The organism is Burkholderia sp. HAN2018 (assembly GCF_024704855.1).
In the GTDB taxonomy this organism is placed as follows: Bacteria; Pseudomonadota; Gammaproteobacteria; order Burkholderiales; family Burkholderiaceae; genus Burkholderia; species Burkholderia cepacia.
In genome coordinates this window covers 20428-35413 of record NZ_QOBB01000074.1, presented here as the reverse complement: position 1 = coordinate 35413, position 14986 = coordinate 20428, and the positions used below count along the sequence as shown (strand labels likewise).

10 protein-coding genes are annotated in these 14986 nt (G+C 66.8%); 8 read left to right on the top strand and 2 right to left on the bottom strand.

The window, feature by feature from the left end; translation table 11 throughout:
* Nucleotides 1–111 precede the first annotated feature (111 nt).
* The 6 genes from DPV74_RS19765 to DPV74_RS19740 all read left to right on the top strand — a co-directional run bounded on the left by DPV74_RS19765 (nucleotide 112) and on the right by DPV74_RS19740 (nucleotide 5966).
* The gene (locus DPV74_RS19765) at nucleotides 112–1065 is read left to right on the top strand and encodes a LysR substrate-binding domain-containing protein (protein ID WP_027788376.1); all 954 of its coding nucleotides are present in this window, start codon (nucleotides 112–114) and stop codon (nucleotides 1063–1065) included.
* A 278-nt stretch (nucleotides 1066–1343) separates the two neighbouring features.
* Complete coding sequence (locus DPV74_RS19760) at nucleotides 1344–2630, top strand: Glu/Leu/Phe/Val dehydrogenase (protein ID WP_021163078.1); 1287 nt, start codon at nucleotides 1344–1346, stop codon at nucleotides 2628–2630.
* 218 nt (nucleotides 2631–2848) lie between these two features.
* Nucleotides 2849–3742 carry a glutamate/aspartate ABC transporter substrate-binding protein gene (locus DPV74_RS19755; RefSeq protein ID WP_027788375.1) on the top strand — a complete coding sequence of 298 codons (894 nt, stop codon included), beginning with the start codon at nucleotides 2849–2851 and terminating at the stop codon, nucleotides 3740–3742.
* 84 nt (nucleotides 3743–3826) lie between these two features.
* Nucleotides 3827–4567 (top strand): amino acid ABC transporter permease, encoded by a 741-nt coding sequence (locus tag DPV74_RS19750; protein ID WP_027788374.1) that lies wholly within the window; start codon nucleotides 3827–3829, stop codon nucleotides 4565–4567.
* Nucleotides 4567–5244, top strand: coding sequence for a glutamate/aspartate ABC transporter permease GltK (gltK, locus tag DPV74_RS19745; RefSeq protein ID WP_059697820.1), 678 nt, complete (start codon nucleotides 4567–4569; stop codon nucleotides 5242–5244). The genes DPV74_RS19750 and gltK overlap by 1 nt, the downstream gene beginning before the upstream one ends.
* Entirely contained in the window at nucleotides 5241–5966 is a 726-nt protein-coding gene (locus DPV74_RS19740; RefSeq protein WP_027788372.1) for an amino acid ABC transporter ATP-binding protein, read from the top strand. The genes gltK and DPV74_RS19740 overlap by 4 nt, the downstream gene beginning before the upstream one ends.
* Before the next feature lie 91 nt (nucleotides 5967–6057).
* On the opposite strand, the gene DPV74_RS19735 is transcribed toward DPV74_RS19740, so the two are convergent.
* On the bottom strand, nucleotides 6058–11331 hold the full coding sequence (locus tag DPV74_RS19735; RefSeq protein WP_119337816.1) for an autotransporter outer membrane beta-barrel domain-containing protein: 5274 nt from the start codon (nucleotides 11329–11331) through the stop codon (nucleotides 6058–6060).
* Between the two features lie 581 nt (nucleotides 11332–11912).
* Nucleotides 11913–12824, bottom strand: a complete 912-nt coding sequence (locus tag DPV74_RS19730) for a class II glutamine amidotransferase (protein WP_081066068.1) — start codon at nucleotides 12822–12824, stop codon at nucleotides 11913–11915.
* Between the two features lie 205 nt (nucleotides 12825–13029).
* Between DPV74_RS19730 and pyrC the strand changes: the two genes are divergently transcribed.
* Nucleotides 13030–14094, top strand: coding sequence for a dihydroorotase (pyrC, locus tag DPV74_RS19725; RefSeq protein ID WP_119337815.1), 1065 nt, complete (start codon nucleotides 13030–13032; stop codon nucleotides 14092–14094).
* The gene (locus DPV74_RS19720; RefSeq protein WP_119337814.1) at nucleotides 14091–14981 is read left to right on the top strand and encodes a DUF3025 domain-containing protein; all 891 of its coding nucleotides are present in this window, start codon (nucleotides 14091–14093) and stop codon (nucleotides 14979–14981) included. The genes pyrC and DPV74_RS19720 overlap by 4 nt, the downstream gene beginning before the upstream one ends.
* Nucleotides 14982–14986 lie beyond the last annotated feature (5 nt).

Below are 14986 nucleotides of genomic sequence, written 5' to 3'. Positions count from 1 at the left end.
CCGGCGCCCGCATCCTGCAGCGCGCCGGGCCGCTTGCGCGGCCGCCGGCCGGGCCCGCCCGCCGGTAGAATGCAGGCTTCTTCCCGACCGCCGCCCGCCGCGCCCGCCTGCATGGAACTGAAATGGCTCGAAGACTTCGTTTCGCTCGCGGAAACGCGCAGCTTTAGCCGGTCCGCCGAGCTGCGGCACGTGTCGCAGCCGGCGTTTTCGCGGCGCATCCAGGCGCTCGAGGCATGGCTCGCGACCGAATTGATCGATCGTTCGGTCTATCCGACGCGGCTGACGCAGGCCGGGCAGATCTTCTACGAGCAGGCGCTGACGATGCTGTCGCAGGCGCACGAGGCGCGCACGCTGCTGCGCGGCCACGTCGGCGCGCCGGTGCCGACGATCGAGTTCGCGGTGCCGCATACGCTGTCGCTCACGTATTTCCCGCGCTGGCTGCAGCGGATCGAGGCGAAGATGGGCCAGGTTCACACGCGGCTGCGCGCGCTGAACGTGCACGATGCGGTGCTGTCGCTCGTCGAGGGCGGCTGCGATCTCGTGATGGGCTACCACCATCCGAGCCACCCCGTCGCGCTCGACCCGGCGCGCTACGACATGCTGATCCTCGGCAGCGAGCCGATCAGCCCGTTCTCGGCGCCGGGCCGCGCGGGGCGGCCGCGCTATACGCTGCCCGGCACGGCCGACGCGCGCGTGCCGTACCTGTCATATACGCCGAACGCGTATCTCGGCCGGATGACGGAGGTCATCGTCGCGAATGCGTCGACGCCGCTGTTCCTCGATCGCGTCTATGAAACCGACATGGCCGAAGGGCTGAAGGCGATGGCGCTCGCGGGCCACGGCGTCGCGTTCCTGCCGCACAGCGCGGTCGAGGATGCGGTGGCGGGCGGCCGCCTGATCCGGCTCGACCGGTCGGTGCGCGGCGGCGCGCATCCGTTCACGCTGACGATGGAGATCCGGCTGTACTGCGACAAGCTCGCGCTGCAGGGCGACGATCCACGACAGAAGCTCGTGCGTGCGCTGTGGGACGTCGTGCGCGACGAACTGCGCGAATCCGCGGGTTAACCGTGGGCGGTTAACCGTCGATCGTCCGGCCCGGCCGGCTGTCGTCGGGCTTGCGGTGCCTGTCGGGCACCTTCCCGGCGGCCGGCCCGCGCCCGCGCAACACGATTTTTCGAGCACGCGATGCACGGCCGATCGCGGGCGTTCTTGCGCAAATCGACCGCAGATTTGCGAAAAATCGCGATCATGCAAGAAACGCATAATCGAATAAGCAAACGGCATTGGATAAAAAAAACGGGTTTTTCGACAATGTGCGCACTTCGTTGAACGTTGGAGCATCCATGTCTTCGCAACAGCAGTCCATCCCGTCCTACCTGCACGCCGACGATCTCGGCCCGTGGGGCAACTACCTTCAGCAGGTCGATCGCGTCGCACCGTACCTTGGCTCGCTGTCGCGCTGGCTCGAAACGCTGAAGCGTCCGAAGCGTATCCTGATCGTCGACTGCCCCATCGAGCTCGACAACGGTACCGTCGCGCACTTCGAAGGCTATCGCGTGCAGCACAACGTGTCGCGCGGCCCGGGCAAGGGCGGCGTGCGCTACCACCAGGACGTGACGCTGTCGGAAGTGATGGCGCTGTCGGCATGGATGTCCGTGAAGAACGCAGCAGTGAACGTGCCGTACGGCGGCGCGAAGGGCGGCATCCGCGTCGACCCGCGCAAGCTGTCGCGTGGTGAGCTCGAGCGCGTCACGCGCCGCTACACCAGCGAAATCGGCATCATCATCGGCCCGAACACCGACATTCCGGCACCGGACGTCAACACCAACGAACAGGTGATGGCGTGGATGATGGACACGTACTCGATGAACCAGGGCCAGACGTCGACTGGCGTCGTGACCGGCAAGCCGATCGCGCTCGGCGGTTCGCTCGGCCGCAAGGAAGCAACGGGCCGCGGCGTGTTCGTCGTCGGCTCCGAAGCGGCGAAGAAGAAGGGCCTGGAAATCGAAGGCGCACGCATCGCGGTGCAGGGCTTCGGCAACGTCGGCGGCATCGCGGCGAAGCTGTTCCAGGAAGCGGGTTCGAAGGTGATCGCGGTGCAGGATCACACGGGCACGATCTACCAGCCGGCAGGCCTCGATTCGAACAAGCTGCTCGACCACGTTGCCCGCACGGGCGGCGTCGCGGGCTTCGAAGGCGCGGAGCCGATGCCGAACGACGAGTTCTGGACGGTCGAAACCGACATCCTGATCCCGGCGGCACTGGAAAACCAGATCACCGAGAAGAACGCAGCGAAGATCCGCACGAAGATCATCGTCGAAGGCGCGAACGGCCCGACGACGACGGCGGCGGACGACATCCTGACCGCGAACGGCGTGCTCGTGATCCCCGACGTGATCGCGAATGCGGGCGGCGTGACCGTGTCGTACTTCGAGTGGGTGCAGGATTTCTCGAGCTTCTTCTGGACGGAAGACGAGATCAACCACCGTCTCGAGCGCGTGATGCGCGAAGCGTTCTCCGGCGTGTGGGCGGTCGCGGAAGAGCACAAGGTGTCGGTGCGTACGGCGGCGTTCATCGTGGCGTGCAAGCGCATCCTGATGGCGCGCGAAATGCGTGGCCTCTACCCCTGATCATTGACTATGATCCATTCATGACGCAATCCACCCGGTTGCGGATATGAACCCTCGCGGGCGGTGCCGAATCCGGCATCGCCCGCGCGCGCATTCGGGGCGCCTGGAGCCGGGAGGAAGGCTTTGTCAGGGGCGCTGCGACGTGCGGTAAACAACAGTACTTTCAAAAATATTACTTTGATACACTGGCGCGGGTTTTAGCCAAGGAGATGACCAAAATGAAATACCAAAAGGCAGTCCTGATGGTCGCGGCGCTTTGCGCGTTCGCAAGCGGCGCGCATGCTCAGGAGACGGGCACGCTGAAGAAGATCAAGGACACGGGCGTGATCTCGCTGGGCCACCGCGAATCGTCGATTCCGTTCTCCTACTACGACCAGAACCAGCAGGTTGTCGGCTATTCGCGCGAATTCCAGCTGAAGGTGGTCGACGCGGTGAAGAAGAAGCTGAACCTGCCGAACCTGCAGGTCAAGAACATCCCGGTCACGTCGCAAAACCGCATCCCGCTCGTGCAGAACGGCACGGTGGACATCGAGTGCGGCTCGACGACCAACAACACCGAGCGCCAGCAGCAGGCCGCGTTCTCCGACACGATCTTCGTGATCGGCACGCGCCTGATGACGAAGAAGGATTCGGGCGTCAAGGATTTCGCCGACCTGAAGGGCAAGACGGTCGTGACGACTGCCGGCACGACGTCGGAGCGCCTGCTGCGCAAGATGAACAACGACAAGCAACTCGGCATGAACATCATCAGCGCGAAGGATCACGGCGATTCCTTCAACACGCTGGAATCGGGCCGCGCGGTCGCGTTCATGATGGACGACGCGCTGCTCGCGGGCGAGCGCGCGAAGGCGAAGCAGCCGGGCGAGTGGGTGATCGTCGGCACGCCGCAATCGGAAGAAGCGTACGGCTGCATGATGCGCAAGGGCGATGCGGACTTCAAGAAGGTCGTCGACGACGCGATCTCGCAAGTCGAGAAGTCGGGCGAAGCCGCGAAGATCTACGCGAAGTGGTTCGAGAACCCGATCCCGCCGAAGGGGCTGAACCTGAACTTCCCGCTGTCCGATTCGATGAAGAAGCTGTACGCGAACCCGAACGACAAGGCACTCGACTGACCGCACGGCCGTTGATGCAGAAATGACGCTAATGAGACGGAAGAGGCCACGCTTCTTCCGTCTCTTTTTGCTGGAGTCTTGCCCATGTCTTACCACTGGAACTGGGGCATCTTCCTGAGCCCCGTGTCGACCGGCGAGCCGACGACTTATTTCGGATGGCTGATGTCCGGTTTCTGGGTGACGATCGAAGTGTCGCTCGTCGCCTGGGTCATCGCGCTGATCGTCGGGTCGCTGTTCGGCGTACTGCGCACCGTGCCGAACAAATGGCTGTCCGCGATCGGCACCGTGTACGTGTCGATCTTCCGGAACATTCCGCTGATCGTGCAGTTCTTCGTCTGGTATCTCGTGATACCCGAGCTGCTGCCCGCGTCGATCGGCACCTGGATCAAGCAGTTGCCGCCCACCACGCAGTTCTTCACCGCGTCGATCATCTGTCTCGGCCTGTTCACGGGCGCGCGCGTGTGCGAACAGGTGCGCTCGGGGATCAACGCGCTGCCGAAGGGCCAGCGCGCCGCCGGCCTCGCGATGGGCTTCACGCAATGGCAGACGTACCGCTATGTGCTGCTGCCCGTCGCGTACCGGATCATCGTGCCGCCGCTCACGTCGGAATTCCTGAACATCTTCAAGAACTCCGCGGTCGCGTCGACGATCGGCCTGCTCGACCTGTCCGCGCAAGCGCGCCAGCTCGTCGACTACACCGCGCAGACGTATGAATCCTTCATCGCGGTGACGCTCGCCTACGTGATCATCAACCTCGTCGTGATGGCGTTCATGCGCTGGATCGAAGGCCGCACGCGGCTGCCCGGCTATATCGGAGGCAAGTGATGCATCAGTTCGACTGGAGTAGTATTCCCGGCGCGATACCGACGCTGTGGACGGGCGCGGTCGTCACGTTCAAGATCACGCTGATCGCGATCGTCGTCGGCATCGTCTGGGGCACGCTGCTGGCGCTGCTGCGGCTGTCCGGCGTGAAGCCGCTCGCGTGGTTCGCGAAGGCGTACGTGACGGTGTTCCGCTCGATCCCGCTCGTGATGGTGCTGCTGTGGTTCTTCCTGATCGTGCCGCAGGTGCTGCAGGGCGTGCTCGGGCTGTCGCCGACGATCGACATCCGGCTTGCATCGGCGATGGTCGCGTTCTCGCTGTTCGAAGCCGCGTATTATTCCGAGATCATCCGCGCCGGTATCCAGGCGGTGCCGCGCGGGCAGGTGAACGCCGCGTTCGCGCTCGGCATGAACTACGCGCAGGCGATGCGCCTCGTGATCCTGCCGCAGGCGTTCCGCGCGATGGTGCCGCTGCTGCTCACGCAGGCGATCGTCCTGTTCCAGGATACGTCGCTCGTGTACGTGATCAGCCTCGCGGACTTCTTCCGCACGGCGGCCAACATCGGCGATCGCGACGGCACGACCGTCGAGATGGTCCTGTTCGCCGGCGCATGCTATTTCGTGATTTGCTCGTTGGCGTCTGCTCTCGTCAAGGGTCTCCAGAAAAAGGTCACAAGATGATTTCCATCAAGAACGTTTCGAAGTGGTACGGCCAGTTTCAGGTCCTCACCGACTGCACGACCGAGGTCAAGAAAGGCGAAGTGGTCGTCGTGTGCGGCCCGTCGGGCTCGGGCAAGTCGACGCTGATCAAGACCGTGAACGGTCTCGAGCCGTTCCAGCAGGGCGAGATCCTCGTGAACGGCCAGTCGGTCGGCGACAAGAAGACGAACCTGTCGAAGCTGCGCTCGAAGGTCGGGATGGTGTTCCAGCATTTCGAGCTGTTCCCGCACCTGTCGATCACCGAGAACCTGACGCTCGCGCAGATCAAGGTGCTCGGCCGCGGCAAGGACGAGGCGAACGAGAAGGGCCTGAAGCTGCTCGACCGCGTCGGCCTGAAGGCGCACGCGCACAAGTTCCCGGGCCAGTTGTCGGGCGGCCAGCAGCAGCGTGTCGCGATCGCGCGCGCGCTGTCGATGGATCCGATCGCGATGCTGTTCGACGAACCGACGTCCGCGCTCGACCCCGAGATGATCAACGAAGTGCTCGACGTGATGGTCGAACTCGCGCAGGAAGGGATGACGATGATGGTCGTCACGCACGAGATGGGCTTCGCGAAGAAGGTCGCGCATCGCGTGATCTTCATGGACAAGGGCGCGATCGTCGAGGACGACCGCAAGGACGATTTCTTCTCGAATCCGAAATCGGAACGTGCGAAGGACTTCCTCGCGAAGATCCTGCACTGAGCGTTCGCGCGGGTCACGCGCGTCGATGCGAACACCGCCCGGCCGAGCGCCGGGCGGTTTTTTTTCGTCCGCTGTCCGCCGTTCGCGGGCGTTACCAGCTGTAGCGGTAGCCGACCTGCCCGACGATGCCGCGCCGATAGTCGCCGCCGATGTTGCGCGCGATCTTCGCGTTCGCGTACAGCTCGCCTGACTTGCCGAAGCTCGCGGTCACGCCGACGCCGAGCTCGTACCACGTGCGGCCGAGATGCGTCGCGAACGGCGTGCCGCCGACGACGGTCTGGCCCGGCGACAGGAAGTCGTGCAGCACGTCGGCCGTGAAGTACGGCGTGGCAGCGCTGCCGCCCGAAGCGGACTGCAGGTTCGGCCGGAAGATGCGCACCCCGACGCGGCCGCGCAGCGCGTTCGTCGTCGTACCCGATACCGCCGATACGTTGTCGTTGAACCCGTTCAGCTTCAGGTACTGGTACATCAGCTGCGCCTGCGGCTCGACCGCGACCGGCAGGCCGCCGATCGCGAAGGGTTTGCCGACTTCCTGCGACAGCGCGACGCCGAAGCCGTTTTGCGACGCCTCGTTGCCGTAGCTGTCGCGATAGCGGTTGCCGTAGTGCGTGACCTGCCCGACGCTGTCGAAGTACGTGCCGTCGGACAGGTACTTCGTCCAGTAGCCGCCGACGCTCTGCGCGTGCATCTCGACCGAGCCCGTCGACGTCGACAGGTTGGCCGTATCGGCGCGCGCCATGTCGCTGAAGCTCGCGTTCGACACGCCGATGCTGGCCGTCACGCCCGCATGCGTGCTGCCGGCGCCGTTCGGCGCCTGGTCGAGCGTCCAGTCCTTGCCGAACTGCGCGAAGAAGGTGCGCTCGTCGGCCGAGAAGCGGCCTGCGTTCGCGTCGAGGCTCTGGCCGCCGATACGTCCCCATACACCGTCGCGATTGCCGGGCTGCTGCTTGTCGAGGTTGGCGATGTCGCCGACGCGCTCGTGCAGCTTGCCGAGCGTCGAGAAGCCGTAGTCGGCGTTCAGCAGCGGCGTGAGCGCGTAGCCGGCGACCCCGGGCCGATACGCGAGCGTGCCGCCGCTGCCGCTGCCGTTGCCGTTTCCGCCGCCGTCGCCGCCACCGGACGGGTGGATCGGGTCGCCCGGGTCCGACGGATCGAGTTGCGAGCGCAGGTACCAGCCGTTCGCGTCGCCTTGCCCGCCGCGATAGAGCCGGTATTCGTACGCGCCCGCCTGCACGGGCCCGGCGAGCTGGAATGCCGATGCGGTGGTCGTGCCGCCGTTGGTCGTGACGACCACCGGAATCCCGTCGCCCTTCGTCTGCGCGCCGGTGCCGGCCGTGTTGGCGATCTTCAGGCCCGTCGTGCCGCTTGCCGTGCCGCCGTTCACGATCACCCGGTCGGTCGGCGATGCGTCGGCGCCGAGGAACGTGTTGAGCGCGATCGTGCCGCCGTTGCCGACGTAGCTGCCGGTCGTGAGCGTCTTGTAGCTGCCCGCGAGCGTCGGCGAACCGGTCGGCGCGGCGAATGCGACCAGGCCCGCATTGTTCAGGCTGCTCAGCACGGAGCTGCCCGTCATGCGCCACGTGCTGGTGGGGTCGACGGTCAGTGCGACCGGGTCGATCTTGCCGGTCAGGGTCGTGCCGTTCGCGAGGCGCACGTTGCCGGTGCTCGAGGCGTCCGAGACGATGTCGCCGGCCAGGTTCACGGCCGATGCGGTGAAGGTGGCGTTGCTGCCGTTCGACAGGTCGAGCAGCGTACCGTTGCCGGCCGTCACGACCGTGCCGTTGCGCACCGCGATGTCGGCCGTGCCGCCGCGCGCGGCGAAGGCCGGGCCGGTCGCGGACGTCACGCTGCCGCCGTCGACGAGCACCGAACTCGTCGCGCCGTTTGCGAGCGTATCCGACGTCAGCACGCCGGCCGCCGCGCCCTTGAGCGTCGTGCCGGTCAGTGCGAGCACGCCGCCGCTGTCGGCGGTTGCGCCGTTGCCGGCGGCGCTGGCGATCGTCGAGCCCGTATCGCCGATGCGGCCGCCGTTGCGTGCGACGATGCCGTCGGCCAGGCTGCCCGATGCGGCGATCTTCGCGGCCGACAGCAGGGCCGTCGCGCCGCCATCCATGACGATCGCGTGTGCGCCGGCACCCGTCGTCGCGACGGTCGTGCCGGTCGCCGTGAGCGTCGAATCCGCGCCCGTCACGTGGATGCCGAGCGCGTTGCTGCCGGCGGTGCGCACGACCGTCGCCGCATCGGCCGCGATGCGCGCGCCACCGCCCGTCGACACGATGCCGCTCGCGCCGCCGCCGGTCGTCGTGACCTGTGTGCCGGACAGCGCGATCGTCGTATTCGTGCCGAGGTTGTGAATCCCGCTGCCCGAGCCGCCGGCCGCGATCGACGTCGCACCGGCCGCGATCCCGCCGCCCGATACGGTCGAGTCGATCAGCACGCCGTCGGCGCTGCCGTTCGCGATCACGGTGCCGGTGCCCGACAGCGCGACCGATGCGCCGGCACCCGTCAGACGCACGCCCGCGACGCCGTCATCGGCTTCGATCGAACCCGCGTTGGCCAGCGTGGCCGACGGGCCCTGCACGAGCGCACCGGTGCCGTTCGATACGCGGATCGTCGACGCGTTGTTCACCGTGCCGAGCGTGCCGACCACGACGCCCGTCGAGCCGGCGCCCGTCAGCAGCACCGAGTCGCGGTTCTCGAGCGTGCCGAGGTTCTGCGCGACGAAGCCCGTCACGCCCGCGGTCGACGACGTAACGGCCGCGTCGTTGGTCAGCGTCGTCGCGACCGGCGCGCCGGCATTGGCGCCGGCGAGGTCGTGCGCCTGGCCGTCGACGACGCCCGCGATCGCGCCTGCGGCATTCAGGTTGATCGTCGCGCCCGCGTCGATCGTGCCTTGCGCGCCGCCCTCGACGCCGATCGCGATCCCGTTCGCGCCGTTGACGTTGTAGATCGCGTTACCGGTCGACAGCACGGTGCCGGTGTCGGTCGCGAGCACGCCGTGCGCGCGCTGGCCGTTGACGTCGGTCGTCAGCGTTCCGGCTGCCGACGCGCCCGTGTAGGCAGCGCCGCCCGCGACTCGGAACAGCGTCGAATCGTCGGTGTCGACGCTCAGGTGCTGCGCGGCGACGTTGATCTTCGAGCCGGCGCCATAGGCATAGAAGCCGATCTGGCTGGTGCCCGACATGAACGCCGGCACCGCGTTGGCGCCGACGTCGATCGTCGCGCCCGAGCGCGCGTGCACGCCGATCGCACCGGTGCCCGTCAGGTTGAGTGCGCCGTCGAGCGTGGCTTTCGCGTGCGGCCCCTCGGCCCACACGCCGTAGTTTCGTGTGCCCGATGCGGGATCGAGGCCGCCGGCCACGTTGATCGTGCCGGTCGAGGTCGCGGCCGTCGCGTTCGTGCCGGTCCCGACGACCATGATGCCGATGCCGTTTACCCCGTTCAGCGTGATGGTGCCGGTGTTGGTCACGGTCGCCGCCGTGTTGGCCGCGAGCATGCCGACGTTGGCGAGCGGCGTGCCGGGCGCGGCACCGTTGACGACGATCGAGCCCGCGTTGGTCAGCGTGCCGGACGACGAGTTGATGCTCGCCATGGCGGCGCCGTTCTGCGTCTGCGAACCGATCACGATCGTGCCGAGGTTGTTCGCGGTGCCCGACGGGCCGAGCAGGATGCCGTATGCGTGCGTGGACAGCGCGACGTCGTTCGCGGCCTCCGGCGTGCCGGCATCGTACTGGGCCGCGCGGCCGAGATAGATCGTGCCGCCGGCTTCGTTCGTGAAGCTGCCGCCGGCGACGAGGCCGCCGATCACCTGGCTGTCGAGCGTCGTCGCGTTGACGCCGACGTTGATCGTGCCGGCGTTCGATGCGTTCGCGCCGTCGGTCGCGGCGATCGCGTAGTTCTGCAGGTCGAGCCGGTTGTGGTCGAGATTCCACGCACCGACGTTCATCACGCCGTTGTTGACGAACGTGGTGCCCGTACCGTTGGCATACACGCCGCTGCCTTCGACGTACGTATCGAGGCCGAAATTGTCGGGCGGTACGGTGCCGCCCGTGCCGACATTGTCGCCCGACGTGTAACCGGACGAAATCACGCCGTTGTTGACGCCGCTCGCGCCGCTCAACAGGCGCACCAGGGTGAAGTCGCCCGACAGGCGCCCGTCGTTGACGAAGTGCGCGCCGTTTTCCGCGACGACGGCCGCGCTCGCGTCGATCGTATTGGCGCCGCGGAAGTCGATCTGGCCGTCCTTGCCGATGTGCAGCGTCGCGTTCGCGCCCGTGCCGTGCATCACCGACGGATAGTTTCTGGGGAGCGCGTTCTTGTCGTCGGGCGACACGTTGTTCGCATACTCGAAGGTTTGCGTGGCGAACGTCACGGCCTGGCCGAACGCATTGTCGTAGGCTGCCTGCGAGCCGAGTGCGCCGTTCTGGACCGAACGCACGAGAAAGTTGTTGTACGCGGCGAGCGACGCGGCGTCGGTGACGGTCCACTTGCTGCCGTCGAACGCGGTGAAGGTGCCCGCGTAGGTCGGCACGTCGAGCTCGATGCGGCCGACGGGGCCGCCGCTTGCCAGATAGTCGCCGGTGATGAACCAGACCTGGTTCCGCGAATTCCAGTTGATGACGCTCGGTGTCGAGCCGGTGCCGTCCGCGTAGGTCAGGTCGGTCTGCTTGGCCGCGATCGTGATTGCGTTGCCGGTCGCCGCGGGCGCGTTCGCGGGATTGCCGATCGATACGTCGAGCGTGCCGCCCGAATTCGCGACCGTGCCGATGCGCGTGTTCACGTACTGGTCGCCGTTCACGTCGTGATAGACCTGCACGACGGTCGAGCCCGCGTTCGACGCGACGAACGCGGTCGAGTCGTAAGTGGCGACGGACGTATGGCCGCCCGTGATCGAGTCGGGGGTGCCGACGCTCTGCGTCTTGCCGCCGAGCGACACCAGCGGCTGATCCGGATTGCCTGAAATGATGGGCGTATTGGCGAACGGCATCGGCGTATAGCCCATGTCGCCGGTTGCGCCGGTCCATGCGCCCGTCAGGCCGACGCGGTCGCCGCCCGACACGGTCGTGGCGCCGGCGAGGTTGTCATTGACGGTCGGGCTGAAGCTGCCGAGCGCGCAGGTACCGCCGCTCGCGACGGCCGCACCGCTGCCGCACGTCGATGCGTACGCGGAGCTTGCCGACAGCATGACCAGCACGGCACCGAGTGCCGCGGCGCGAAGCGGCGTCCGGCGCGCTGCCGCGTGGGCGGCGCGCAGGCCTGCACCGGATGGGCTGCCCGACCGCTTGCCGCGCGCCCGCGCCGTTTCCGCAACCGCGACCCAGCAGCCGGTGGTCTCGCTCCATATCGATCGAAATGAGTGATTCACGACAAGCCCCTCTCTCTTGTTTTGATGTGGTTTTCACCGCGGTGCGGTGAAATCGCAATCCGCGGTGGGGAATGGCGTGAATGGATGTGTGGCGTCCGTGGCCGTATCTCCGTCATTCGCGATTCGTTACACCGAGGATGAGCGGACTCTACTGATCGGGAAGGAGGTGAATTGTCGGGAAGCTAACAAATGCGGCAATAGTGCCGCTTTTATTCGGTATTTTTTGATTGTGTGACGAATCGAACTGAAGGCCTTGCAGGGTAAGGATTCGGCCGATTATTTGCGTGCGAATTTGCGATCGCGGGATCAGTGGGGTGGCGCACGGTTTGCGTCAGGTCGATACGTTAAAATGCGGTTTCCGGATTATCTGCATTCCGATTGAGTGATTTATTATTTTCTCGCCTGGATCGTTTTATATTGAAACGAATCGAATCGGGCGAATGTTGTGCTGCTTCGCTTCGATATACGGGAATCTGGCCCGGATGAACCGGAATCGGCGCGGGGCGAGCGATATGACCCGGCGGCGAGCCGTCGATTTGCCGGACAGCGGCTGACAGGGGAAGGGCGCTGGCGCGCGGGGCTCAGAAGTCGATCGCGTCGTCGGAATCGACGTCGGCGGCGGTGGCGAGCGCCTCGCGTGTGTCACGCGGCGCCGATGCCGATGCGTCGAGCGCCGGATTGCGCAGTTTCTCGAGCACGCGTTCGGGCACCGGGATCCGCATCCGCGCGGCGACGTCGCCGCACTGGAACATGATCAGTTCGCCCGGCTCGAACGCGGTCCAGACTTCGTTGTCGGTGAGCGGTTGCGTCGCGATCACCGCGACGCGATCCTCGGGCGTCGTGTATTTCGCGAAGTCGATCGACAGGTCTTCGTCGACGAGATGCGCGGTCGAGAACGGCCAGCGCCGCACGAGGTAGTGCAGCCGTGTCGAGCAGTGCGCGAACAGCGCCTGGCCGTTCGACATCAGGAAATTGAACACGCCGTGATCGGTGATGCCGCGTGTCAGCTCGCCGACGCGCTCGAACAGTTCGGGCAATGGCGGCTGCGCGCCGGGAAACGCTTCGCGCAGCCCCTGCATCAGCACGCAGAACGCCTGTTCGCTGTCGGTCGTGCCGACCGGATGATAGACGCTGCCGTCCATGTCCGGCGCGTAGTCCTGGAGGTCGCCGTTATGCGCGAAGATCCAGTGCCGGCCCCACAGCTCGCGCATGAACGGATGGCTGTTCTCGAGCAGGATGTGGCCCTGCGTCGCCTTGCGGATGTGCGCGATGGTGTTCTTGGACTTGATCGGGTAGCGCTTCACCATTTCGGCGATCGGCGACGTGGCCGATGCCTGGTGATCGATGAACAGGCGGCAGGCCTTGTCCTCGAAGAACGCGATGCCCCAGCCGTCGGCATGGTGATCGGTGAGCCCGCCCCGGGCCGCGAAACCTGTGAAGGAGAATGTGACGTCCGTCGGCGCGGCGCAGTTCATTCCTAAGAGTTGGCACATTTTACTTGGGGCAGCAGGCTCAGGCGGGGGGTAACGAACCGGGCGAACCCCGGTACAATGCGGCTTCTAGCATATCACCGAGCCCTGAGCGGTAAAAAGCGGATTCCGCTGGCCAAAGGCCCCGTGTTGCGGTTTGCCGTCAGTCGGCCCGCGCACGCGTGTTCCGGCCCCGCCAACGGCAAGCACGTTCCTCACGACGCCTCCTATGACTGCCTCGAACGCTTCCTCCCCGGCGATGCTCTCGCTCGCCCGTCCCGACGACTGGCACCTGCACCTGCGAGACGGCGACATGCTGGCCGCCGTGCTGCCGCACACCGCGCGCCAGTTCGGCCGCGCGATCGTCATGCCGAACCTGAAGCCGCCGGTGACGACCACCGCGCAGGCGCAGGCCTATCGCGAGCGGATCCTCGCCGCGCTGCCGGCCGGGATGACGTTCGAACCGCTGATGACGCTGTACCTGACCGACAACACGCCGCCCGACGAGATCCGCCGCGCGCGCGAAAGCGGCTTCGTGCACGGCGTGAAGCTGTATCCGGCCGGTGCGACGACGAATTCCGACCACGGTGTCACCGATCTCGCGAAATGCGCGAAGACGCTCGAGGCGATGCAGGAAACCGGCATGCCGCTGCTCGTGCACGGCGAGGTGACCGACGCATCGATCGACCTGTTCGACCGCGAGAAGGTCTTCATCGACCGCGTGATGACGCCGCTGCGCCGCGATTTCCCGGGCCTGAAGGTCGTGTTCGAACACATCACGACGAAGGACGCGGCCGACTACGTGCGCGACGCCGATGCGGCGCCCGGCCTGCTCGGCGCGACGATCACCGCGCATCACCTGCTGTACAACCGCAATGCGCTGTTCGTCGGCGGGATTCGCCCGCATTACTACTGCCTGCCGGTGCTGAAGCGCGAGACGCATCGCGTCGCGCTGGTCGAGGCCGCGACGTCGGGCAACCCGCGCTTCTTCCTCGGTACCGACAGCGCGCCGCATGCGCGCGACGCGAAGGAAACCGCGTGCGGCTGCGCGGGCTGCTATACGGCGCTGCATGCGCTCGAACTGTACGCGGAAGCGTTCGACCACGCCGGTGCGCTCGACAAGCTGGAAGGTTTCGCGAGCTTCTTCGGCGCCGATTTCTACGGGCTGCCGCGCAGCGCCGAGACGGTCACGCTGTGTCGCGAGGCATGGGAGTTGCCGCGCGAGATCTTCGCGGGCGATACGCCCGTCGTACCGCTGCGCGGCGGCGAGACGATCGGCTGGAAACTGGCGTGACCTTCGCGCCGCCGCGCGAACCTGGCCAGGCGGCCGGTAGCGGGGCGGCGGATTTTGCGCGGATCGACTGGTCCGTGCCGTGGCTCGCGCCGTACGCGGGCCCCGGCCGCGTTGCACAGGCGGCCGCGAGGGCGGGCGAGGCCGCGCTGCTCGACGCGCTGAACGGCGCCCTGGGCGATACCGGGCCCGACGGCCCGCGCACCAGCGGCCGTGGCCGGCCGCTGCGGTTCGTGCCGCAGGCAGCATTGCCGCCCGGCGTCGCGTACGAGACCCATATCGCGGAGACGGGCGGTGTCCCGACCCGCCACAATCAGCACGACTTCTTCAACGCGCTCGTCTGGTTCGCATATCCGCGCGTCAAGGCCGCACTGAACGCGCGCCAGGCCGCGGCGATCGACGCGGCGGGCGGGGTCGGCCCCGTGCGCGGCACGTTGCGCGACGCGCTCACGCTGTTCGACGAGAACGCCGCGTTGTTCGTGACGGCCGACCGTGCGCTCGCCGACGCGCTGCGCGGGTTCGACTGGCCGCGGCTGCTGGTCGCCGCGCGCGATGCGTGGGGCACGCGCTGCGAGGCGCGGCTGGTCGGCCATGCGCTGCTCGAGAAACTCGTCGCGCCTTACAAATCCTGCACCGCGCACACGTGGATCGTCGAAGTGGGCGCCGACTATTTTTCGTGGCCCGACGCGCAACGCATCGCGCATGTCGACGCCCGTGTCGCCGCAGAACTCGCGACGCGCGCGCTGACGAGCCGCGATTTCGCGCCGCTTCCGGTGCTCGGCGTGCCGGGCTGGTGCGATGCGAATGTCGAGCCTGCGTTCTACGACGATCCGGCCGTATTTCGCAGCGGCCGCCGCTCGCGCGCTGCCGGCGGCGGCGCGCAGTGCTAGAATGC

Excerpts from the sequence above, each read along its gene's own strand:
- DPV74_RS19765 (WP_027788376.1), top strand. The coding sequence starts at position 112 with ATGGAACTGAAATGGCTCGAAGACTTCGTTTCGCTCGCGGAAACGCGC.
- DPV74_RS19760 (WP_021163078.1), top strand. The coding sequence starts at position 1,344 with ATGTCTTCGCAACAGCAGTCCATCCCGTCCTACCTGCACGCCGACGAT.
- DPV74_RS19755 (WP_027788375.1), top strand. The coding sequence starts at position 2,849 with ATGAAATACCAAAAGGCAGTCCTGATGGTCGCGGCGCTTTGCGCGTTC.
- DPV74_RS19750 (WP_027788374.1), top strand. The coding sequence starts at position 3,827 with ATGTCTTACCACTGGAACTGGGGCATCTTCCTGAGCCCCGTGTCGACC.
- gltK (WP_059697820.1), top strand. The coding sequence starts at position 4,567 with ATGCATCAGTTCGACTGGAGTAGTATTCCCGGCGCGATACCGACGCTG.
- DPV74_RS19740 (WP_027788372.1), top strand. The coding sequence starts at position 5,241 with ATGATTTCCATCAAGAACGTTTCGAAGTGGTACGGCCAGTTTCAGGTC.
- DPV74_RS19730 (WP_081066068.1), bottom strand. The coding sequence starts at position 12,824 with ATGTGCCAACTCTTAGGAATGAACTGCGCCGCGCCGACGGACGTCACA.
- pyrC (WP_119337815.1), top strand. The coding sequence starts at position 13,030 with ATGACTGCCTCGAACGCTTCCTCCCCGGCGATGCTCTCGCTCGCCCGT.